The following is a 22,583-nucleotide window of genomic DNA, read 5'->3' on the forward strand; positions in this document are numbered from 1 at the left end:
GTTGATAATTATTTGCATCACTATAAACTAAATCTTGAAATAGTTGCATAGCAATAAACTAAATAATTGCGGGACGGGTTAAAGTGCGGGATCGCCGACGCCAACAACAGGGATCAGACATGCAGCCGCCAGAGCGCCGCCCCGCACGGGGACGCCCTCCCACCATCACCCGCGAGCGGATCGCCGATGCCGGCATCGCCGTGGGCCTGCCCAACATCACGTTCGTCGGCGTCGCAGCAGCGCTGGGCGTCAGCCACATGGCGCTGTACAAGCACGTGCCCAGCCTGGAAGAGCTCAAGCGCCTGGTCGCCGAGGAGATCTTCAAGCGGTGGCAGATTCCGCAGGCCTGTAGCCACGATCGCGGCGATCTCAAGGACTACCTGACGGTATTCGCGACATCCGTGCGCGAGTTCGTCAAGGCGCATCCGGGCGTGACGCCCTACGTCATCCGGCGGCTGGCCGCGACGCCGTCCATGCTGGCGAAGATCGACGGGCATCAGCGCCACATCGCCGACGCCTATGGCATCTCAAAGGAACAATCGCGCATCCTGCTGGCGACCGTGGCGTTTCACGGCCTTGCGGTGGCGGACACGGTGTATTCGGTTGCCGGGCTGGAGCCGGTTGTCGACGCCGCGCGCACGGCGGAAGAATCCGAGATGGAAGTGGAACTGGATCAGGGCATGCAGGCGCTGATCATCGGTTTGATGGCGATGCTGGAGGACGCTTAGCTGGTTTCGCGCTGGACCAGTTCGAAACCCAGATCCACGTGCCGCTCGGGCACGGGTTCGCCCGCCAGATGCTGCATGAGCAATCGCGCGGCGGATAGCCCGATCTGATAGCGCGGCGTGGCGATGGTAGACAGCGGCGGCGTGGTCCAGGCCGTGCCCGCCAGGTCATGAAACCCGACGATCGCCATTTGCGCCGGCACCTGCAACCCATCGCGGCCGCATTGGAACACCGCGCCCTGCGCCAGGTCGTCGTTGCAGAAGAACACGGCGTCGCAATCCGGGTGGCGCGTATGCAGGTCCTGCATCAGCGCGGCCCCCAGGCTGATCGACGATTTCTCCGGCGTCATGATTTCCAGCGCCGCGTCATACAAGCCTGCATCGCGTAGCGCCTGCCGGCACCCCTCGCAACGGCGCAGCGACCGCGGATCCAACTGCGCGCCGATGATGCCGATGCGGCGGTAGCCGCGCTCCACCAGATGGCGGCCGGCGGCGTAGCCCGAGTCGAATTGCGAGAACCCGACGCTCATGTCGTCGTTGCCTTCCAGCGTTTCGATCGTGTGCACCGTGGGAATCGCCTGCGCGCGCAGCAGTTCCCAGACGCCCGGATTGTGATCGATGCCGGTCAGCACCAACCCGTCGGGCGAGTGCTGCAGGTACTTGCGCAACAGCGCCTCTTCTTCGTCCGGCGAGTAGCCCGTCACGCCGATCAGCATGTGGTAGCCGTGCTGGTCCAACACTTCCTTGATGCCCGTGATGATGTCCACGAAGACCACGTTGCTCAGCGACGGAATCAGCACCACGATGGTCTGCGACCGCGCCGATGCAAGCGCGCTGGCGGCGTGGTTAGGCACGTAGCCAAGCTCCTGGCACACCCGCGCGATGTGCTGGCGCAGGTCTTCCCCCACCTTGTCCGGCGTGCGCAGCGCCCGCGAGACCGTGATGGCGCTGACGCCGACGCGCCGCGCGACGTCCTGCATGGTGACGCGGCCGGCGCGCGAGCTTCGGGGTTTGCGGATGGACATGGACCCTCGCGGTGAATGCAAGCGCGTAGTCTGACGGAAAAAAAGAGGCTTGCCAAAGCAAAAATGTTAGCGCTAACATGATCCGCATCAAATGATTAAAAAACTCCGGAAAAACGGAGAGGAGACAACCATGCAAGCTTCCCCATTGGGGCGGCCGGGGCCATCGCGTCCCGGCCGGTCGCCGCTGGCCCGCGCCGCGGACTGGTGTTTTGTGCTGCAGACCTGGCTGATGGTGGCCTGTCTGATCGTGATGGTCGTGCTGCTGTTCGGCAACGTGGCGCTGCGCTATCTCTTCAACTCCGGCATCAACGTCTCCGACGAGGTCTCGCGCCTGGCCTTTGTCTGGATGATTTTCCTGGGCGCGGTGATCGCGCTGCGCGAACACCAGCACATCGGGGTCACCATGCTGGTCGAACGCTTCGGCCCGGCCTCCCGCCGCGTGTCGCACATTGCCTGCCAGCTGATGATCCTGTGGGTGCTGTGGCTGATGGCCGAAGGCGGCTGGGTCCAGACGGTGATCGGCATGGACACCGTGCTGCCGGTCACCGGCATGCCGCTGGCCGTTTTTAACGCGGCCGGCCTGTATGCCGCCGTGGCGATGGGCATTCTGACCCTCATCGACCTGGTCCGCGTGATTGCGGGCGGCCCGCTGCCGGCGGAGTCCAGTCCGGAAGACCCGGCGGTGTGAACCCGCCCCTCCCCGCCCCCAATCACCTGCCCGGATATCCGCAATGATCCTGACCGTCTTCCTAGTCGTGCTGCTGGGGCTGATCGCCCTGGGCATGCCGATCGCCTTCGCGCTCATCATCAGCGCGATCGTCATGATGTTCCAGCTGGACTTCTACGACACCCAGCTCCTCGCCCAGAACATGCTGTCCGGCGCCAACAGCTTCACGCTGATGGCGGTGCCGCTTTTCATGCTGGCTGGCGAACTGATGAACGCCGGCGGCATCTCGCGGCGCATCGTGCATCTGGCCAACACGTTCGTGGGCCACATCCAGGGCGGCCTGGGATATGTGGCCATTTTCGCCAGCGTGCTGCTGGCGTCGCTGTCTGGCTCGGCCGTGGCAGACGCCGCGGCGCTGGGATCACTGCTCATCCCGATGCTGCGCGAGAAGGGTTATGAGGCCGGCCAGGCGTCGGGCCTGATCGCCGCCGGCGGCATCATCGCGCCCATCATCCCGCCGTCGATCTCGTTCATCATCTTCGGGGTCGCCACCAACGTGTCGATCACCAAGCTGTTCTTCGCCGGCATCGCACCGGGCCTCATGATGGGGTTGACGCTGGTGGCGGTGTGGGCCTGGGTGGCGCGCAAGCACGGCAGCATCAAGCCTGCGCCGCGTGAGCCCTGGAGCAACCGCCTTAAGGCGCTGCGCGGCTCGCTGTGGGCGCTCTTTCTGCCGGTCATCATCATCGGCGGCCTGCGGGGCGGCATCTTCACCCCCACGGAAGCGGCCGTCGTCGCCGCCGTGTATGCGTTGCTGGTCAGCCTCTTCGTCTACCGCGAAATCGGCTGGCGCGACCTGGGACCGCTCTTCATCAACGCGGCGCGCACCACCGCCGTGGTCATGTTTCTGGTGGCAGCCGCCATGGTCTCGTCCTACATGATCACGCTGGCGGACCTGCCGCAGGACCTGATCGCATTGCTTGAGCCGGTCATGGATCAGCCAAAGATGCTGATGTTCGCGCTGCTGATCCTGCTGACGCTGGTCGGCACGGTGATGGATCTGACGCCGACCATCCTGATCCTCGGGCCCGTACTCATGCCCGTCGTCATCAAGGCAGGGATCGACCCCGTCTACTTCGGCGTCATGTTCGTCATGGTCGGCAGCGTCGGCCTGCTGACGCCCCCGGTGGGCACGGTGCTCAACGTGGTTTGCGGCGTGGCCCGCATCAATATGGAAACCATCTGCAGAGGGGTGTGGCGCTACGTCGTGGCCTACACACTGCTGCTGGTCCTGCTGGTGATCTTCCCCGAACTGATCACCGTACCCGCACGCTGGATGCACTAGCGGCACTTGAAAACCCCCGAGGAGAAACACCATGATCAAGCAATTCAAGACCCGCATTCTTGTCCTGGCGACGGTGCTGTCCTGCACCGTCGCCGGGGTGGCCGCGGCCGCGGACGTCAAGCCGCGCCTCATCCGCTTTGGCTACGGACTGAACGAGGAAAGCGTACAGGGCCGCGCGGCCCGCCATCTGGCGCAGGAACTGGAAAAAGTCAGCGGCGGCAAGCTCAAGATGCGGACCTTCGGTTCGGCCAACCTGGGCTCGGACGAGCAGATGCAGAGCGCGCTGGTGGGCGGCGCGCAGGAAATGATGGTGGGATCCACCGCGCCGCTGGCGGGTATGGTCAAGGAATTCGGCGTGTTCGACCTGCCTTTCCTGTTCAACAGCGAAAAAGAGGCCGACGCGGTGCTGGACGGCCCGCTCGGGCAGGATCTGCTGAAAAAACTGGAAGCCAAAGGTCTGGTCGGCCTGGTCTATTGGGAAAACGGCTTTCGCAACATGACCAATTCCAAGCGGCCGATCACGCGCGCCGAGGACCTGCAGGGCATCAAGCTGCGCGTGATGCAGAACCAGATCGCGCTGGGTGTGTTCAACACGCTGGGCGCCAACGCGGTGCCGATGCCGTTCTCGGAACTGTTCACCGCGCTGGAAACGCGCACGGTGGACGGCCAGGAAAATCCCATCACCACGATCCAGAGCAGCAAGTTCTACGAGGTGCAGCCCTACCTGACCATCACGCGCCACGTCTACACGCCGTGGGTGGTGCTGGCGTCCAAGAAGTGGTGGGACACGCTGTCGCCCGACGAGCAGAAGCTGATCCGCCAGGCCGCCGCGTCGTCGCGCGACTTTGAACGGCAGGACAGCCGCGCCGATTCCACCAAGGCCATGGGTACGCTTGAAAAGAACGGCATGAAGATCAACACCGTCACGCCGGAAGAAGTGGCCCGCATGCGCCAGAAGGTGCAGCCCGTGGTCGACAAGTACACGCAAGAGCTCGGCCCGGAACTGGTCAAGCAGCTGAACGACGAAATCCAGAAGGCGCGCAACTAGCGCCAATGGTGGCCCGGATCCGCTTTTGGTCCGGGCCAGTAAGCAACCGAAGCGAGACAGCCATGTCCCAGACACCCCGCCGACTGCGCAGCCAGAAATGGTTCGACGATCCTTCGCACGCCGACATGACGGCGATCTACGTCGAGCGCTATCTCAACTACGGCCTGACGCGCCAGGAACTGCAGTCGGGGCGGCCGATCATCGGCATCGCGCAGACGGGCAGCGACCTGGCGCCCTGCAATCGCCATCATCTGGCGCTGGCCGAACGCATCAAGGCGGGCATCCGGGACGCCGGCGGCATCCCCATGGAATTCCCGGTGCATCCGCTGGCCGAACAGGGCCGACGGCCCACCGCGGCGCTGGATCGCAATCTGGCGTATCTGGGTTTGGTGGAGATCCTGCACGGCTATCCGCTGGACGGCGTGGTGCTGACCACCGGATGCGACAAGACCACGCCCGCGTGCCTGATGGCCGCGGCCACCGTGGACATTCCGGCCATCGTGCTGTCCGGCGGACCCATGCTGGATGGCTGGCATGAGGGGCAGCGCGTGGGGTCGGGCACCGTCATCTGGCACGCGCGCAACCTGATGGCCGCAGGCAAGCTGGACTACGAAGGCTTCATGACGCTGGCCACGGCATCGTCGCCGTCGATCGGCCACTGCAACACCATGGGCACCGCCCTATCCATGAACTCGCTGGCCGAAGCGCTGGGCATGTCGCTGCCCACCTGTGCCAGCATTCCCGCGCCGTATCGCGAACGCGGCCAGATGGCCTATGCCACCGGCATGCGCATCTGCGACATGGTGCGCGAGGACCTGCGGCCTTCGCACATCATGACGCGGCAGGCGTTCGAAAACGCCATCGTCGTTGCCTCGGCACTGGGCGCGTCCAGCAACTGCCCGCCGCATCTGATCGCAATTGCGCGCCACATGGGCGTCGACCTGAGCCTGGACGATTGGCAGCGGCTGGGCGAAGACGTGCCGCTGCTGGTCAACTGCGTGCCGGCCGGCGAGCACCTGGGCGAAGGCTTTCACCGCGCGGGCGGCGTGCCGGCCGTGCTGCACGAGCTGCTGGCCGCGGGCCGTCTGCATCCTGACTGCGGGACCGTGTCGGGCAAGACCATCGGCGACATTGCCGCAGCGTCCAAGACCCATAACCCCGACGTCATCCGAAGCTGCGACACGCCGCTCAAGCACCGCGCCGGCTTCATCGTGCTGTCCGGCAACTTTTTTGATAGCGCCATCATCAAGATGTCGGTCGTGGGCGAGGCATTCCGCCGCGCGTACCTGTCGGAGCCCGGCTCGGAAAACGCCTTCGACGCGCGCGCCATCGTCTTCGAAGGCCCGGAGGACTATCACGCCCGCATCGAAGACCCGGCCCTGAACATCGACGAACATTGCATTCTGGTGATCCGCGGCGCGGGCACCGTGGGATATCCCGGCAGCGCGGAAGTCGTGAACATGGCGCCGCCGTCGCATCTTATCAAGCGCGGCATCGACTCGCTGCCCTGCATGGGCGACGGCCGCCAGAGCGGCACGTCGGCCAGCCCTTCCATCCTGAACATGTCGCCCGAAGCTGCGGTGGGCGGCGGGTTGGCGCTTCTGCGCACCGGCGACCGGATCCGTGTGGACCTGAACCAACGGTCGGTCATTTTGCAGGTGGATGAATCAGAACTGGAACGGCGCCGCCAGGAACCGGCGTACGAAGCGCCGCCGTCGCAGACGCCCTGGCAGGAGCTCTACCGGCAGACCGTGGGACAACTGTCCACGGGCGGGTGCCTGGAAGCGGCGACGCTGTATTTGAAAGTGGTGGAGACGCGCGGGGATCCGCGGCATTCGCATTGACGTATGCGGGCCGTGCGGGCTATTTGCGAGCAGGCGTGTCGGCCGGGTCCGAGGCGGATTCTGTCGTTGCGTCGGAGGGCAGTTCGGTCGTCGATTCGGTAAGCGGTTCGGCAGTCGGTTCGGTGAGCGGTTCGGCTGCGGGGTCAGTGGCCTGGCTAACGGCACGCGGGCTGGGCCGGCTGAGCACGTAGGCCGCGCTGGCCAGAAAGAAGATGCCCACGCCGATGGCCAGCAACGGCGAGGGATTCGCGCTCCAGTAGAACAACACATAGCCCGCTGCCATGCCCAGGCTGGCGTACGTTTTGCCCTTGCGCGATACCGCGCCCTGTTCACGCCAGGCGCGCAGCGATGGACCGTATGTCGGACTGTCCAGCAGCCATTTCTCGAGCCGGGGCGACGAGCGCGAAAAGCAGCCCACGGCCAGGATCAGGAAGATCGTCGTCGGCATCACCGGCAGAAAGGCGCCGATGACGCCCAGCGCCAGCATCAGGCAGCCCAGGCATAACCAAAGTGCTCTCATCATGATGGTGTGCAGGATATCGCAAATGGGCGGGAGGGGAACCGGCTGCTTCGTGCCGCGTCCATTGCCTGCTCCGCCCGGATCGTCTGCCGTGCCCGCAACGTCTGCCCTGCCCGCATTATCTTCGACGCCCCCCGCATCGACCGGCTCAGGATGCGGCGGGCTCCGGCATGCGGGCGCGCAGCATCCTGACGAATTCCGCATCAGGGCTGCCGCCGGCGTCACGCGACCGGTGAACCATGGCCCACGCCTCGCCATACTGGCCGCGCCAGTAGTAGGCAGTGGCCCATGACGCATACAGATAACCCTTGTCCGGCTCGACGGCCTCGCCCTTGCGGTACCACTCGTCCGAACGCGTCGTGGCCGCGATGCGCGCCTCGGGCGGCAGCGTCTTGTCTTCTGCCGCACAACGCGCCGCGATCCGGCCCGCGTCCGCATAAATGCCGCGAAACGCGGGCGGATTCAAACTGATCGCGCGGTCCATCATGCTCATCGCCTGGCAGACTTTGCGCTGGCTTTCCAGAATGACCGCGAAACCCGCGTATACCTCGGCGTTGTCGGGATTGAGCAGCCAGGCCTGATTGAAGCGCCGCATGGCTTGGCCGGGCTGGTCTTCGCGAAAAAGACGATAGCCCTCTTCGACCCGCGCCTGCGCCGCCGCCGATGGCGATGCAAACGCTTTCGCGGCCTGTGCAACCTGTTGTTCATCGCCCGCGCGCAACGCTGCGGCCGCGCGGCGATCTGCGCCCGCATACATCGGCGCCTCGTCGCTAGCCGTTTGCGCCGGCGACGGCGCCTTGATTGCGCAGCCGGGCAGCCACAGCAACTGAGCCAGAACGAACGCCTTCAACGTGCAGTGCATGGGCGGGCTTTGAATTGGGAAAGCAGGAATATACCTGCGTGGGTATTGATGCGACGCTATTGCGATACCAAGGCAACAGCGTTGCGATACTGATGCGGCGATGGTGCGAACCCATGCAGCGATGTTGCGAACCGATCCGACGATCGCGCCGCGCGCTTGATTTGTTAAAAGCACCGTCGCACGCGGAAAAGCAAAAAGCCGCGAAGTCATAAGACTGTCGCGGCTTTTCAGGTCTGTGTCCGACTAGCTCTATCGAACACACCTTTGCAGGAATTTGGTAGGCGGTATTGGAATCGAACCAACGACCTCCACGATGTCAACGTGGCGCTCTAACCAGCTGAGCTAACCGCCTGCAAAGAAGAAGAATTATATAGTGCTTTTTTAAACTGTGCAAATCGTCTTGGAAGATTTTTTGCAGTTTTTATTGCGTTTCGGGTTTTGCGGCATTTACCTTGCGGCCTTGCCAAACTGCCCTTTCGCAACACGCTCTAAAGCGCTTTAAAGCACTACTTCTTTTCCTTCAGTTTCGTGTCTGCGTCATGTGCCGCAGCAACGAAGAACGAGATTCTATCAGAACTTTTTATTCCTTGCTCGACTTCGACGCCACTACTCACATCAATCGCCCAAGGCCGCACGGATTCGATGGCCGCGCCGACGTTTTCTGCATTCAAGCCGCCGGACAGAATCAACGGACGGGACATGGGATCGGCCCGCACGTCATCCAGCAACGCGTAGTCGAAACCGTGTCCGCTGCCGCCATAACCGGAGCTGTAGCTGTCGAACAACCATCCCGCGGCCTGGCCGTATGCGCGGCAAGTGGCTGCCAGGTTTTCCGCCGTCTCCAGGCCGGGCGCGCCGGCACGGAAGGCCCGCAGGTGGCGATGCCCGTAGCGCGCGCATTCCAGCGGCGTTTCGTCGCCGTGGAATTGCAGCAGGTCGGGCCCGACTTCGCCCAGCACCGTGCGCACCTCTTCCTCTTGCGCATTCACGAAGAGCGCGACGACGTCGACAAACGCCGGCACCCCGCGGCGCAACTGCGCGGCGCGAACAGGCGTGAGACAGCGCTTGCTCTTGGGATAGAAGACGAAACCGATCGCGTCGGCGCCTGCCGAAACGGCGGCTTCAATGTCTTCTTCGCGGGTCAGCCCGCAGATCTTTATGCGTGTACGCATGGCATTTTCTGGATGTGTCGCCCCGCGGCGACTGGATAGGCCAGTATATCCGGCCCCTACGCCCCGGGCGCGCCCAGCGTCGCCACCATGTTGTCGAAGCTGCCCTCGGCCATGCGGAACCACGGGACCTGCTTGCCGCGGAAAGCCAGCATGCTGTCGTAGAGCTTCTTGAACGTCGCGTCTTTCGCGCTTAATTCATTGCAGGACGCCACCGTGGCTTCGTGCGCAGCTTGCAGCACTGGCCGCGGATACGCCTTCAATTGCGCACCCTGCGACACCAGCCGGCGCAGTGCATCGGGATTGTTGGCATCGAACGCGGCAATCATGTCGTTGCATGCGGCGGCGCAGGCCAGGGACAGCGCGGTCTGATAGGCCTTGGGCAGCTCGCCATACGCGTCTTGATTGACGTACAGCGACAACTGCTGCGTGCCGGCCCACCAGCCCGGAAAGTAATAATTGCGCGCGACTTCGAACAACGCAAACCGCTCATCGTCGAACGGGCCGATTGTCGCCGCCCCGTCCACCACGCCTTGCGCCAACGCGGCATGCACATCGCTCGCGGGTATGTCGACCGGCGTCGCTCCCAGTCGCGACAGGATATGGGCGGCAAAGCCATCGGCCGCTACCTTCAGGCCGCGCAGGTCATCAACGGTCTTGATCTCGCCGCGGAACCACCCGCCCATCTGCGCGCCGGTATAGCCGCAGGGAAAGTTCAGGATGCCGAACTTGGCGAAGGCCTCGCGCGTCAGCGTCAGACCCTCGCCTTTCCGCATCCATGCGTTCATCTGGCGCGTGTTCAATCCAAATGGCACGCCGCCATCAAAGCAAAGCGCCGGATCGGTAGTGAAATACTTGGCCGATGCCGCATGGCCGCATTCGACGATGCGGTGCTGCACGGCTTCCAGCGCCTGGCCCGGTTGGAACAACTGGCCGGCCGGAAAGACCTCGATGTTGAAGTGCCCGTCCGTGACCTCGGCCACATAACGCGCGACGTCGGCGGCCCCCGCAAACAGCGTTGCCGCGTCGGCCGAAAAATCCGAAGCCAGCCGCCAGGTGAGGTTGGGCGCTTCCTGCGCAATGGCGGGAGCGGCCAGCACGGCGCTGCCGGCGGCGGCGCCCAGGGCGGTCTGCTTCAGAAACGCGCGGCGTTGCATGGCGCATGCCTCCAGAAAGGCGCGGGATCCCGCCGGCTGCGCGGCGGCTTCCCTAATAGGTTTGAGTAAAGGGCGACAGCAGCGACGCCCCGCCATCGAGTTCGCGCAGCCCGAAGGCTTCCGGGTAATCGATGCTGGCAAGGTACAGGCCATCCGGCGCAAAGGTGGGCGCGCCGCGTTTGCGGTCACGCCACGCCAGAAGCTGCGTCATCCAGTCCACCGATTCCCTGCCCTGCCCGACCTGCAGCAGCGCACCCATGATGTTGCGCACCATGTGATGCAGAAAGGCATTTGCCTTCAGCGTGAAGACGAGGAACGGTCCGCGCTCTTCGATCTCGAGGCTGTGCATGTGCCGCACCGGATGCTTGGCCTGGCATTGCGAGGAACGGAAGCTGGAAAAATCATGCTCGCCGACCAGCGCCTTGGCGGCCGCGCGCATGGCGTCCACATCCAGCGGCTGAAAGCACCAACCCGCACGTCCTGCCCACAGCGCCGGACGCACTCGGCCGCGCCAGAGCAGATAGACGTAAGTGCGGGCGCGCGCCGAAAAACGCGCGTGGAACTCGTCGGAGACTTCTTCGGCCCATTGCACGGAGATACTGGGCGGCAAAAACGCATTGACGCCACGCACCCAGGATTCGGTCTTGCGGTTCAGCGTGGTGTCCAGATGGACCACCTGCATCGCGCCATGCACGCCGGTATCGGTGCGCCCGGCGCAGATCGTGGGCACCGGATTGGCGACGCCACAGAAACTGGCCAGGGCGGATTCCAGCGAATCCTGCACCGTCTGCCGGTGCGGCTGTGTCTGCCAACCCTGCCAGGCGGAGCCGTCATACGCCAGCCCCAATGCAACTCTAGACATGCTTCAAACCCGAGGACCGCCGATACGGCGCGGTTCGTCCGTGGGCGGTACGTCCAGGTCGAGATTGATGGTGTCGAGCTTGCGGTTCAGCGCTGCCGTATCCAGCGCGGGCTCGTTGTAGGTAAAGCTGTCCTCGTCATCATCGTCACGCCGCGCGGCGGCCCGGCGCAATAGCCAGGCAATGGCGAAGGCAACCAGCGCCAGCACCGCGGTAACGATCACGAGAAGATTGTCGGCCAGCCAGCCGGGCATGCCAGTTTGCACAGTTTTGTCCGGAAGCGTGCCGACGGGCTTGTCGGCGTCGGAGGGTGAGGAGGTTGTGGCGCCGGGCGTGCTTGCCGCGTTCGGGGTGCCTGCTGCGCCCGGAGTACTTGCTGCGCCCGGAGTACCTGCTGCGCCCGGCGTGCCTGCTGCGCTCGGAGTACCTGCTGCGCTCGGAGTACCTGCTGCGCCCGGAGTGCCTGCTGCGCCCGGGGTACCTGCTGCGCTCGGAGTACCTGCTGCGCCCGGAGTACCTGCTGCGCCCGGAGTACCTGCTGCGCCCGGAGTGCCTGCTGCACCCGAAGTGCCTGCGGCACCCGGCGTGCCTGCTGCGCCCGGAGTGCCTGCTGCGCCCGGAGTACCCGCTGCGCCCGGAGTACCTGCTGCGCCTGGAGTACCTGCGGCACCCGAAGTGCCTGCGGCACCCGGAGTACCTGCTGCGCCCGGAGTACCTGCTGCGCCCGGAGTGCCTGCTGCGCCCGGAGTGCCTGCGGCACCCGGAGTGCCCGTTGCGCCAGCAGTGCCTGCTCCACCCGAAGTGCCTGCTCCACCCGGAGTGCCTGCCGCGCCGGGAGCGCCGGCTGCACCTGTCGCGCCCGGTGCACCCGACGTACCTGTCGCTCCCGGAGTGCCTGTCGAGCCCGGCGCACCGGCCGCACCGGCGCCGCCCGAAGCGCCAGCCGCACCTGCACCAGCCGCGCCGGCCGCAGCCGATTGCTGCGCAACAGCCTTCGTCAGTTCATCCACATTGGCCTGAAGCTGATTCACCCGCCCTTGCGTGTCCGCGAGCGCGCGGTCGGCGGACGTCTTGGCGTCTGCCTGCACCTCGGCCTGCGCGGCGGCGCTGTCCTGGGCCTGGCCGGTCGACAGACGCACGCGATCTTGCGTCGGTGCAGCCGTGGCGACGCCCGAATCGGCCGGCGGGGCGACCGTGCCGGAGGCGGCGTCCTGGCCCTTGACCACCGACGGATTCGCACCTGCCGCTGCACCCACCCGTCCGCGGTACTTCGCGTACGCCTCGGCATGCTCGTTGAAGATGCGGCGGGCTTCGGCCGGATCGATGGCGCGCACCGTGGCGGCGTCCGGGATCTTGAGCGTCTGGCCGGAACGCACCAGATTCATGTTGTTCTGAATGAAGGCCTGCGGATTGGCGCGCCACAGCGCGACCAGCATCTGGTAGACCGACGCGTTCGGCACCGCGTTGCGCTGGGCAATGGCAAACAGATAATCGCCCGACTTGACCGTGACCGTGCCCGACGTGCCGCCCGTGCGGCCAGGGGCGCCCACGGCGGCGGGCGTGACATCTGCGCTGGTGCCGCGCAGCGGCACCAGGATGCTGACCTGTACCTGCCGCTGTCCCGAGCTGGAATTGATGTCGAGCAGCAGATCCACGGCTCCGCTAGCCGGCGCCTGCGTGGAACGCACCCGCAGATTCTTGCGCGTCGGGTCGATTCCGTCTTCGACGCGAACCACCATGCTGGCAAGCGGCACCGGCGGCTTGACGCCCGCGCGCTGCCAGGCAGCTTCGTCGGCAATCGAAACCTTGAGTGAGCTGATTTCTTCGGGCGTCAATTCCTGCAGACCCACGGTCGCCTGCAGCGGCGCGCCCGGCACGGAAACGACGCGAGAATGCCCGACGCGCATGGCCAGCGCCGACCCGCAGACGCTTGAGCCGATCGCCAGCGCAATGGCCCACTGAAGGGCTTTCAAACGGCGGGCATGCTTCACGTGGCGCGAACGCTGGGTCATAAGCTGGAATTCCGTTCTTGTAATCGAATTACGGGCCTTGGCCCATTCGCGCCATTTGCCGCGCAAAAATGGGCCTCAATTCACCCGAAAAGTGTAATGGATCAAGCGCATTTCACAAACCTGAACGGGGCACGCACGTTGGCCGACGGGCACACCCGGGAGGTTTTGCGAACCGGGCCGCGCGCCGCGCGCTTCCCGGCTGCGCCACGTTGGTGCACCCAACGCTTTCGCACATCCCACCGCGCGCCAAAAAACAAGGGCACCCGAAGGTGCCCTGACCGCATCGTTGCGCGAAACGGGCAGCTGAAACCGCCGCCCGCCCCGGCATCAGGCTTCGTTCAGCGCGATGCGCAGCATGCGGCGCAGCGGCTCGGCAGCGCCCCACAGCAGTTGGTCGCCGACCGTGAAGGCGCCCAGGTATTGCGAGCCCATCGACAGCTTGCGCAGGCGGCCCACCGGAATGTCCAGCGTGCCGGTGACAGCGACGGGCGTCAGCGCGGAAACGGTGGCTTCCTTGGTGTTGGGAACCACCTTGGCCCACTGCGTGCCTTGCGCGATGAGGGCTTCGATCTCGTCCAGCGGCACGTCGCGCTTGAGCTTGATGGTCAGCGCCTGGCTGTGGCAGCGCATGGCGCCGATGCGCACGCACAGGCCGTCGATCGGGGTGGGCGCCGTGCCGAAGGCGGCGCCGCGGCCCAGGATCTTGTTGGTCTCGACTTCGCCCTTCCATTCTTCCTTGGACATCCCGTTGCCCAGGTCCTTGTCGATCCAGGGAATCAGGTTGCCGCCGAGCGGCACGCCAAAGTGTTCGTGGGGCAGCGCGTCGTCCTTCTGCTTGGCCAGCACGCCGCGGTCGATTTCCAGGATGGCCGAGGCCGGGTCGTCCAGCAGGGACTTGACCGACTGGTTGATCTCGCCGAACTGGGTCAGCAGTTCACGCATGTGCTGCGCGCCGCCGCCGGATGCGGCCTGGTAGGTCATGGAGGTCATCCATTCCACCAGGTCGTTGTTGAACAGACCAGCCAGGCCCATCAGCATGCAACTGACGGTGCAGTTGCCGCCGATGAAGTTGCGCACACCGCGCTTGAGCGCCGCGTCGATCACCGGGCGGTTGACCGGGTCCAGCACGATGATGGCGTCGTCGGCCATGCGCAGGGTGCTGGCCGCGTCGATCCAGATGCCGTTCCAGCCCGCGCCGCGCAGCTTGGGATAGACCTCGGACGTGTAGTCGCCGCCTTGCGCCGTCACGATGATCGGCAGTTTTTTCAGAGCGTCAATGTTGTAGGCATCTTGCAGCGGACCTGCGCCAGTTGCCCAAGTGGGCGCGGCGCCGCCAGCGTTGCTGGTGGAGAAAAACACCGGTTCGATCAGTGCGAAGTCGTTCTCGTCGCGCATGCGTTGCATGAGCACCGAGCCGACCATACCGCGCCAGCCGACAAGGCCTACTGCTTGATTCATTTCAATCGCTCTTTAAAGGGGGTGACAAGATAAGGAGGGGGAAATTTCGTGCAATTCAACAATTTATCAGAATGCACGCAGGGATGTTGCACTGCAGCTCGAAAAAAACGGGGCCGCAAGCCCGGGAGGAAGAGTCCGGCGCATCGCGGCAACAGCAATGCATGCCCCCCCAAAACAGAGGGGCCACCCGCCGGGCGGCCCCTCTGTATATATACCGCTGCACGCTTTTAACGCAGCGCGCGTTGGTCAGGACCGCCTCGCAGCAGTCCAACGCGAGGGATCAGCCCAGGGCCTTCAGGACGGCGTCGCCCATGCCGGCGGTGCTGACCTTCGTCGTGCCAGGCTCGAAGATGTCGGCGGTACGCAGGCCGCTGGCCAGCACGCTGCGCACAGCCGCTTCAATGCGATCCGCCTGCGGCGCCAGGTTCAACGAGTAGCGCAGCAACATGGCGGCCGACAGGATCGTCGCCAACGGGTTGGCGATGCCCTGTCCCGCGATGTCCGGCGCCGAACCGTGGCTGGGCTCGTACAGGCCCTGGCCGCTGGCATTCAACGAGGCCGAGGGCAGCATGCCGATCGAACCCGTCAGCATGGCCGCTTCATCGGAAAGGATGTCGCCGAACAGATTGCCGGTGACGATGACGTCGAACTGGCGCGGGTTGCGCACCAGCTGCATCGCCGCGTTGTCGACGTACATGTGCGACAGCTCCACGTCCGGGTACTCGCGCGCCACTTCGATCACGATGTCGCGCCAGAACTGCGAGGTCTCGAGCACGTTGGCCTTGTCGACGCTGCACAGCTTCTTGTTGCGCTTCTGCGCCGATTCGAAGCCGATGCGCGCGATGCGGCGCACTTCGGATTCGGCGTAGCGCATGGTGTCGTAGCCTTCGCGCTCGCCGGTGAAGGCGCCGTCCGGCGACGAACGCACGCCGCGCGGCGTGCCGAAATAGATGTCGCCGGTCAGTTCGCGGATGATCAGGATGTCCAGACCGGACACGATCTCAGGTTTGAGCGACGAGGCGCTGGCCAGTTCCGGATACAGGATGGCCGGACGCAGGTTGGCAAACAGGCCCAGCGCCTTGCGCAGGCCCAGAATGGCTTGTTCGGGACGGAACTCGCGCGGCAGCGTGTCGTACTTCCAGTCGCCAACCGCGCCGAACAGCACGGCGTGCGATTCCTTGGCCAGGTTCAGCGTGGCGGGCGGCAGCGGGTGCTCGAACTTGTCGAAAGCGGCGCCGCCGACTGGCTGCTCCTTGATGTCAAAGGGAACGTCCAGCGCCTTCAGGACGCGCACGGCCTGTTCGACGATTTCCGGGCCGATGCCGTCACCCGGCAAGACTGCGATGTTGTGGGTCATTGAAAAACGATCCTGTTTCGATGGTTTGATCAGGCGATGGGGCGGCTTTCCAGCCACGGATGACGGGCCAGGCGCTCGGCCTCGAAGGCGCGGATCTTGTCCGAATGGCGCAGCGTCAGGCCGATGTCGTCAAAGCCGTTCAAGAGGCAATACTTGCGGAAGGGTTCGATGTCGAAACCCATGGCGCGGCCGTCCGCGGCAATGACGACCTGGCGGTCCAGATCGATGTTCAGCTTGTAGTTCGGGAACGCCTTCACTTCATCGAACAGGCGCGCCACTTCCAGCTCGGACAGCACGATCGGCAAGAGGCCGTTCTTGAAGCTGTTGTTGAAGAAGATGTCGGCGTACGACGGCGCGATGATGGCGCGGAAACCGAACTGCGTCAGCGCCCAGGGCGCGTGCTCGCGGCTGGAGCCGCAACCGAAGTTCTTGCGGGCCAGCAGGACCGAGGCGCCCTGGTAGTGCGGCTGGTTCAGCACGAAATCCGGATTGACCGGACGCTTGCTGTTGTCCATGCCCGGTTCGCCGTGATCCAGATAGCGCAGCTCGTCAAACAGGTTGGGGCCAAAGCCCGTGCGCTTGATGGACTTGAGGAACTGCTTGGGGATGATGAGGTCCGTGTCGACGTTTTCGCGGTCGAGCGGCGCCACCAGGCCTTCGTGAGTGGTAAATGCTTGCATGATGTCTACTCGGTGCTTGTCGCTTAACGGAACGTGCGGACGTCGACGAAATGGCCGGCGACGGCCGCGGCGGCGGCCATGGCCGGGCTGACCAGGTGCGTGCGGCCGCCCTGCCCTTGCCGGCCCTCGAAGTTGCGGTTCGAGGTCGAGGCGCAACGCTCGCCGGGTTCGAGGCGGTCGGCGTTCATGGCCAGACACATCGAACAGCCCGGTTCGCGCCATTCAAAGCCGGCCTCGATGAAGATCTTGTCCAGGCCTTCGCGTTCGGCCTGTTGCTTGACCAGGCCCGAGCCCGGCACCACCATCGCCTGGCGCACATTGGACGCCACGCGCTTGCCACGCGCCACGACGGCCGCGGCGCGCAGGTCTTCGATGCGGGAGTTCGTGCACGAACCGATGAACACGCGATCCACGCGGATGTCGGTCAGCGGAGTGTTGGGCTTCAAGCCCATGTATTCCAGCGCGCGCTCCATGCCGCTGCGGCGCACGTCGTCTTTTTCGCGGTCGGGATCCGGCACGCGGGAATCCACCGGCAGCACCATTTCGGGCGACGTGCCCCACGTGACCTGCGGCTTGATGTCGCGCGCGTTGACTTCAACCACGGTGTCGAACTTGGCGCCTTCGTCGGTGTGCAGCGTGCGCCAGTATTTGACGGCCTGGTCCCAGACGACGCCGGTGGGCGCGAACGGACGGCCGCGGAAGTAGTCGATGGTCTTGTCGTCGACGGCGACCATGCCGGAACGGGCGCCAGCTTCGATCGCCATGTTGCAGACGGTCATGCGGCCTTCGACGGACAGCGCGCGGATCGTGCTGCCGGCAAATTCGATGGCGTGACCCGTGCCGCCGGCCGTGCCGATGATGCCGATGATGTGCAGCACCACGTCCTTGGCCGTACAGCCGAACGGCAGCTCGCCGTCGACCTTGATGAGCATGCTCTTGGCTTTCTTCATGAGCAGCGTCTGCGTGGCCAGCACGTGCTCGACTTCGGACGTGCCGATGCCGAAGGCCAGCGCGCCCAACGCGCCGTGTGTGCTGGTGTGGGAGTCGCCACAGACCACGGTCATGCCCGGCAGGGTCGCGCCCTGCTCCGGTCCGATGACGTGGACGATGCCCTGGCGCAGGTCGTTCATGCGGAATTCGGTGATGCCGTACTTGCCGCAGTTGTCGTCCAGCGTGTCAACCTGCAAACGCGAGATCGGGTCGTCGATGCCCTGTGCACGGTTCATCGTGGGCACGTTGTGGTCAGCCACGGCCAGGTTGGCGCCGGTACGCCACGGCTTGCGGCCTGCCATCGTCAGCCCTTCGAACGCCTGCGGGCTGGTGACCTCATGCAGCAGGTGGCGGTCGATATAGAGCAGACAGGTGCCGTCTGATTCCTGATGGACGATGTGGGCGTCCCAGAGTTTGTCGTAAAGGGTTTGGGCCATGGATGCGCTCTGCAAATAGACAATCCGGCTTGAGTCCGGCGCGATGGGTAAAACGCTTCCCTGCCGCGCCGGCTGCTGCGGCATGAAAAGGATTATGCCCAGCCACCAAACCTAGTACAAGCACACCTTATATACCAGTACCACCACTACCATGCTGACGGCGCTTCCCCGCCGAAAGCGACCGCCATGTCAACTTGTTGCATAACAAATAAACCACGCTCATATTTTTGAGACGGATACAAATTGGTAAACAAAATAGATACAGAACTCTCAAATAGATATAATCGCCACACGCTCCGAACGCTGTTACTTCGAAATAATACGTAATAATCCGTATTAATAGAAATAAGCCGCGTTAGGTTAAGCGATGTTCGTGCAAATTCGAGGAAGTAGTTAGATGTTGCGCGAAATTCACCTTATGGACCGCCAGCAATAATCCTCAAGAGTTAACAAATCTTGACTCGCCAAAGCTGACATTTACATACAACATGGCGGCCATTCAATCTCAACTTGACTCGCGAATAATCACTATGGCTTCGTTTTTGCTCAAAAGCACGACCTCGGTCCTTGCCCTTGCATTTGCCCCTGCCGTTTTTGCACAGTCCGCGACGCCCGTCGCTGCCGCACCCGCCGGGCAACCGCAAGTGACGTTGAATCAGATCGTTGAGCAGACCCTGCTCAGCAATCCCGAAATCCAGGCCAAATACCACGACTTCCAGGCGTCCCTGGAAGGCCAGGCCGTCGCCCGCGCCGCCTACTTCCCGCAGATCAATGCGCAGGGTTACCTGGGCCGCGAATGGCGCAACAACGTGCCCGGCGTCGGCTCGCAGAGCTGGAACCGCCCCGGCTGGAGCGTCGAACTGCGCCAGCTGATTTTTGATGGCTTCCGCACCACCAACGACGTCAAGCAGGCCGGTTTCGACAAGCTGGCGCGCTTCTATGACGTGCTGGCCACCAGCGACAACACCGCCTTCACCGCCGTGCAGGCCTATATCGACCTGCAGCGTTATCGCGACATGGAGCTGCTGGCTCGCCAGAACTACTCGCTGCACGAAAGCACCCTCAAGCAGATCGGCGAGCGCACGGAATCCGGCGTCGGCCGGCGCGTCGACCTGGAACAGGCCGGCGGCCGTCTGTCGCTGGCCCAGACCAACCTGATGACCGAAACGGCCAACCTGCTGGACGTGCAACAGCGCTTCCAGCGCGTGACCGGCGCCTTCCCGCCTGAATCGATGCTGCCGGCGCCTGACATCGCCGACAAGCTGCCCAAGGCCCCGGGCAATTTCAATGAATCGCTGCGCCGCAACCCCAGCTTCCTGTCCAAGCAGGCGAGCCTGCAGGCCGCGCAGGCGGGCGTGCAGTCGTCCAAGGGCGCGTTCTCGCCGAAGTTTGAATTCGTGGCCAACACGGGCCGCGACCAGAATGATCCGACCCCGCAAAGCCGCGACATCCAGAGCTCCAGCGTGCAGGTCGTGATGAGCTACAACCTGTACCGCGGCGGCGCGGACTCCGCCCGCGTGCGCCAGACCGCCAACCAGTCCTACGCCGCCCGCGACATCCGCGACTACACCTGCCGCAACGTGCAGCAGGACCTGGCTGTGGCCTGGAACAACATCACCAGCCTGAGCCAGAAGCTGCCCTTCCTGCGTGATCACGAGGTGGCCACGACCAAGGTGCGTGATGCGTACGCGCAACAGTTCCAGATCGGCCAGCGCTCTCTGCTGGACCTGCTGGACACGGAAAATGAACTGTTCGAATCGCGCCGTGCGCTGACCAATGCCATTTATGATCTGCGTCTTGCGCAGTACCGCTGGCTGGCCCTGTCCCACACCCTGCTGCCGGCGCTGGCGCTGCAACCCGCGCGCAATGAGATGCCCGAGGAAAACGGCAAGCTGGAAGTGTCGGACGAAGTGATCAAGCTGTGCAATTCGACCGTTCCGGATACCGCCCGACTGGCTCCCGTGCGCGTGCATTACAACGAAGGCACCCTGCCCCCCACGCTGGTGCCGGTGAACGCGCCTGCCGCCCGGCCCTGACCGGCGCAGCCGCAAGGAGGCCCAATGGCAAACAAGGGCAGTGATTTCTCGCAGTTGGACGCGGATTTTGTCCGCGTCCTTGAAGACTTAATTGACGCGTTGATCGCCAACGGCACCTTGCGGATGACAGACCTGCCTGTCCAGGCCCAGCAAAAGCTCACCCAGCGCAAGCAGCAGCGTGCGCGTCTCTCGGAACACCTCGACCTGTTGGATGACGAAGATGGACAAGTTATCTGAGAAGGCCGCCCGGGATTGGCGCGCTGATGCCCGCGCCGCGCACGACGATCCGCTGCTCGATTGCCTGGTGGAAATCACCCGCCTGCATGGCGTGACGGCCACCGCGCAAGCTTTGTCCTCGGGCCTGCCCCTCGAAGAACACCGCCTCACGCCCGCCCTGCTGCCCCGCGCAGCCGCGCGGGCGCAGCTTTCGGCACGCGTGGTCAAGCGCACGCTGGATGACATCTCGCAGGACCTCCTGCCGGCCATTCTGCTGCTCAAGGGCGAACGCGCGTGCCTGCTGCTCAAGAAGGACGGCGGCAAATTCGTGGTCAGCCATCCCGAACTGGGCGGCAGTTCCTTCGACATGGACCCGGCCGAACTGGCCGAGCAGTACAGCGGGCTGGTGTGCTTCGTCCGCCCGCAATTCCGCTTTGACGCCCGCGCCCCGGAAGTCGCCAAGGTGCGGGAGCGCCATTGGTTCTGGGCGGCCATCATGGAGAACCGCCGGCTGTACCGCGACGCCCTCGTCGCGGCGCTGCTGATCAACGTGTTCGCCATGGCGATGCCGCTCTTCACCATGAACGTATACGACCGCGTGGTGCCAAACAACGCCGTCGAAACGCTGTGGGTGCTGGCCATCGGCATCACGCTGGTGGTGATCTTCAACATGATCCTGAGCACGGCGCGGTCCCATGTGGTGGACAGCGCCAGCAAACGGGTCGACGTGCGCCTGTCCGCGCAGATCATGGAACGCGTGCTGGACCTGCGGCTGGAAGGCCGTCCGGTCTCGGTCGGATCCTTCGCGGCCAACCTGCGCTCGTTCGAATCCATTCGCGACTTCATCGCCTCGGCCACCATCACGACGCTGGTCGACCTGCCCTTCATCCTGCTGTTCCTGGCCGCCCTGGCCTGGATTTCACCGTGGATGATCCTGCCGCCGCTGGTCGCCATCGTGCTGATCCTGCTGGTGTCGCTGGCGGCGCAGGCGCGCATGGAAGCGCTGACGATGGCCTCGTTCCAGGCCTCGTCGCAACGCAACGCCACGCTCGTCGAAGCGCTGACCGGCCTGGAAGCCGTCAAGACGCTGAACGCCCAGGGCGCAATCCAGCGCAACTGGGAGCGCGCCACCGAATTCATTGCGCAGACGGGCGGCAAGCTCAAGCTGATCTCGTCGTCCACGGTGGGCTTCGTACAGGCGGTCCAGCAGCTCGTGTCGATCGCGGTCGTGATCATCGGCGTGTATCTGGCCCAGGAATCGGCGTTGTCGATGGGCGGCATCATTGCCGCATCCATGATCGCCGGCCGGTGCCTCGCGCCGCTCGGCCAGGTTGCGGGCCTGCTGATGCAGTACCAGAACGCGCGCACGTCGCTCGGTTCCATCGACAACTACATGAAGATGCCGATCGAGCGTCCGGCCGAGGCGGAATTCCTGCATCGCCCCGTGTTCCACGGCGGCCTGGAGTTCCGCGACGTGACCTTCGCGTATCCCGGCAGCACGCAGCCGGTGCTCAAGAAGGTGTCGTTCAAGCTCAAGCCGGGCGAGAAGGTCGGCATCATCGGCCGCATCGGTTCTGGCAAGACGACGCTTGAAAAGCTGGCGCTGGCTCTGTACCAGCCCACCGAAGGCGCCGTGCTGCTGGACGGCGTGGACGTGCGCCAGATCGACCCGGCCGACGTGCGCCGGGCCATCGGCCACGTTCCGCAGGATCCCCTGCTGTTTTACGGCAGCCTCAAGCACAACCTGGCGATGGGCGCGCCCTACGCCGACGACGCCAGCATTCTGGCGGCGGCCAACATGGCGGGCGTGACCGAGTTCGCCAACCTGCACCCCAATGGTTTCGACATGATCATCGGCGAGCGCGGCGAATCGCTCTCCGGCGGCCAGCGCCAGTCAGTGGCCGTGGCCCGCGCGCTGATCAACGATCCGCCGATCCTGCTGCTGGACGAGCCCAGCAGCAACATGGACCACCAGAGCGAAGCCCAGCTTCGCAAGCGCCTGGGTGAAGCCAGCGCGACCAAGACGATCCTGCTGGTGACGCACCGCACCGCGCTCCTTGAACTGGTCGACCGCCTTATCGTGATCGACAACGGCCATATCGTGGCCGACGGTCCGAAGGAACAAGTTGTCGAAGCCCTGCGTCAAGGACGCGTTGGACGCGGAAGCTGAGAAGA

The 22,583-nt window shown here is 64.4% G+C and carries 18 protein-coding genes, 1 tRNA gene and 1 pseudogene; 8 read left to right on the top strand and 12 right to left on the bottom strand.

Annotation, left to right across the window (positions count from 1 at the left end):
• Positions 1–119 precede the first annotated feature (119 nt).
• Entirely contained in the window at positions 120–728 is a 609-nt protein-coding gene (locus tag AC6CIE_RS22355; RefSeq protein WP_343738230.1) for a TetR/AcrR family transcriptional regulator, read from the top strand.
• On the opposite strand, the gene gntR is transcribed toward AC6CIE_RS22355, so the two are convergent.
• Complete coding sequence (gene gntR, locus AC6CIE_RS22360) at positions 725–1,750, bottom strand: HTH-type transcriptional regulator GntR (protein ID WP_498094058.1); 1,026 nt, start codon at positions 1,748–1,750, stop codon at positions 725–727. The two genes, AC6CIE_RS22355 and gntR, sit on opposite strands and share 4 nt — an antisense overlap.
• Positions 1,751–1,880: 130 nt before the next feature.
• On the opposite strand from gntR, the gene AC6CIE_RS22365 reads away from it, so the two are divergent.
• From AC6CIE_RS22365 to AC6CIE_RS22380, 4 genes are all read left to right on the top strand, one after another.
• Positions 1,881–2,438 (top strand): TRAP transporter small permease, encoded by a 558-nt coding sequence (locus AC6CIE_RS22365; RefSeq protein WP_498094060.1) that lies wholly within the window; start codon positions 1,881–1,883, stop codon positions 2,436–2,438.
• Between the two features lie 43 nt (positions 2,439–2,481).
• On the top strand, positions 2,482–3,762 hold the full coding sequence (locus AC6CIE_RS22370) for a TRAP transporter large permease (RefSeq protein WP_218343330.1): 1,281 nt from the start codon (positions 2,482–2,484) through the stop codon (positions 3,760–3,762).
• Between the two features lie 31 nt (positions 3,763–3,793).
• Positions 3,794–4,810, top strand: coding sequence for a TRAP transporter substrate-binding protein (locus AC6CIE_RS22375; RefSeq protein WP_175124000.1), 1,017 nt, complete (start codon positions 3,794–3,796; stop codon positions 4,808–4,810).
• A 62-nt stretch (positions 4,811–4,872) separates the two neighbouring features.
• Positions 4,873–6,654, top strand: coding sequence for an IlvD/Edd family dehydratase (locus tag AC6CIE_RS22380; RefSeq protein WP_498094062.1), 1,782 nt, complete (start codon positions 4,873–4,875; stop codon positions 6,652–6,654).
• Between the two features lie 160 nt (positions 6,655–6,814).
• On the opposite strand, the pseudogene AC6CIE_RS22385 reads toward AC6CIE_RS22380, so the two are convergent.
• The 11 genes and pseudogenes from AC6CIE_RS22385 to leuC all read right to left on the bottom strand — a co-directional run.
• Positions 6,815–7,177 (bottom strand): annotated as a pseudogene (locus AC6CIE_RS22385) (YbaN family protein); the annotation flags it as partial.
• A gap of 145 nt (positions 7,178–7,322) precedes the next feature.
• Complete coding sequence (locus AC6CIE_RS22390; protein ID WP_498094064.1) at positions 7,323–8,246, bottom strand: tetratricopeptide repeat protein; 924 nt, start codon at positions 8,244–8,246, stop codon at positions 7,323–7,325.
• Positions 8,247–8,311: 65 nt separating this feature from the next.
• Positions 8,312–8,388, bottom strand: a tRNA-Val gene (locus AC6CIE_RS22395).
• 154 nt (positions 8,389–8,542) lie between these two features.
• Positions 8,543–9,208 (bottom strand): phosphoribosylanthranilate isomerase, encoded by a 666-nt coding sequence (locus tag AC6CIE_RS22400; RefSeq protein WP_498094066.1) that lies wholly within the window; start codon positions 9,206–9,208, stop codon positions 8,543–8,545.
• 56 nt (positions 9,209–9,264) lie between these two features.
• Positions 9,265–10,362, bottom strand: a complete 1,098-nt coding sequence (locus AC6CIE_RS22405) for a TRAP transporter substrate-binding protein (protein WP_498094068.1) — start codon at positions 10,360–10,362, stop codon at positions 9,265–9,267.
• 52 nt (positions 10,363–10,414) lie between these two features.
• On the bottom strand, positions 10,415–11,224 hold the full coding sequence (truA, locus tag AC6CIE_RS22410) for a tRNA pseudouridine(38-40) synthase TruA (protein WP_498094070.1): 810 nt from the start codon (positions 11,222–11,224) through the stop codon (positions 10,415–10,417).
• Positions 11,225–11,227: 3 nt separating this feature from the next.
• The gene (locus AC6CIE_RS22415; RefSeq protein ID WP_498094072.1) at positions 11,228–13,234 is read right to left on the bottom strand and encodes a type IV pilus assembly protein FimV; all 2,007 of its coding nucleotides are present in this window, start codon (positions 13,232–13,234) and stop codon (positions 11,228–11,230) included.
• A gap of 327 nt (positions 13,235–13,561) precedes the next feature.
• Positions 13,562–14,692, bottom strand: coding sequence for an aspartate-semialdehyde dehydrogenase (gene asd / locus AC6CIE_RS22420; protein ID WP_175184985.1), 1,131 nt, complete (start codon positions 14,690–14,692; stop codon positions 13,562–13,564).
• A gap of 280 nt (positions 14,693–14,972) precedes the next feature.
• The gene (gene leuB / locus AC6CIE_RS22425) at positions 14,973–16,049 is read right to left on the bottom strand and encodes a 3-isopropylmalate dehydrogenase (protein WP_175123995.1); all 1,077 of its coding nucleotides are present in this window, start codon (positions 16,047–16,049) and stop codon (positions 14,973–14,975) included.
• 29 nt (positions 16,050–16,078) lie between these two features.
• The gene (gene leuD / locus AC6CIE_RS22430) at positions 16,079–16,729 is read right to left on the bottom strand and encodes a 3-isopropylmalate dehydratase small subunit (RefSeq protein WP_498094075.1); all 651 of its coding nucleotides are present in this window, start codon (positions 16,727–16,729) and stop codon (positions 16,079–16,081) included.
• 23 nt (positions 16,730–16,752) lie between these two features.
• Positions 16,753–18,156 (bottom strand): 3-isopropylmalate dehydratase large subunit, encoded by a 1,404-nt coding sequence (gene leuC, locus AC6CIE_RS22435; RefSeq protein ID WP_239216506.1) that lies wholly within the window; start codon positions 18,154–18,156, stop codon positions 16,753–16,755.
• 530 nt (positions 18,157–18,686) lie between these two features.
• Here leuC and AC6CIE_RS22440 point away from each other — a divergent pair.
• From AC6CIE_RS22440 to AC6CIE_RS22450, 3 genes are read left to right on the top strand one after another with little or no spacing between them, the layout of a single operon-like run.
• Entirely contained in the window at positions 18,687–20,192 is a 1,506-nt protein-coding gene (locus AC6CIE_RS22440) for a TolC family outer membrane protein (RefSeq protein ID WP_175123992.1), read from the top strand.
• Positions 20,193–20,216: 24 nt separating this feature from the next.
• Positions 20,217–20,429 carry a hypothetical protein gene (locus AC6CIE_RS22445; protein WP_105238190.1) on the top strand — a complete coding sequence of 71 codons (213 nt, stop codon included), beginning with the start codon at positions 20,217–20,219 and terminating at the stop codon, positions 20,427–20,429.
• Positions 20,413–22,578 carry a type I secretion system permease/ATPase gene (locus AC6CIE_RS22450; RefSeq protein ID WP_370633017.1) on the top strand — a complete coding sequence of 722 codons (2,166 nt, stop codon included), beginning with the start codon at positions 20,413–20,415 and terminating at the stop codon, positions 22,576–22,578. Before AC6CIE_RS22445 ends, AC6CIE_RS22450 begins: the two co-directional genes overlap by 17 nt.
• Positions 22,579–22,583: the final 5 nt, after the last annotated feature.

It is taken from the genome of Achromobacter sp. GQ309 (assembly GCF_059759315.1).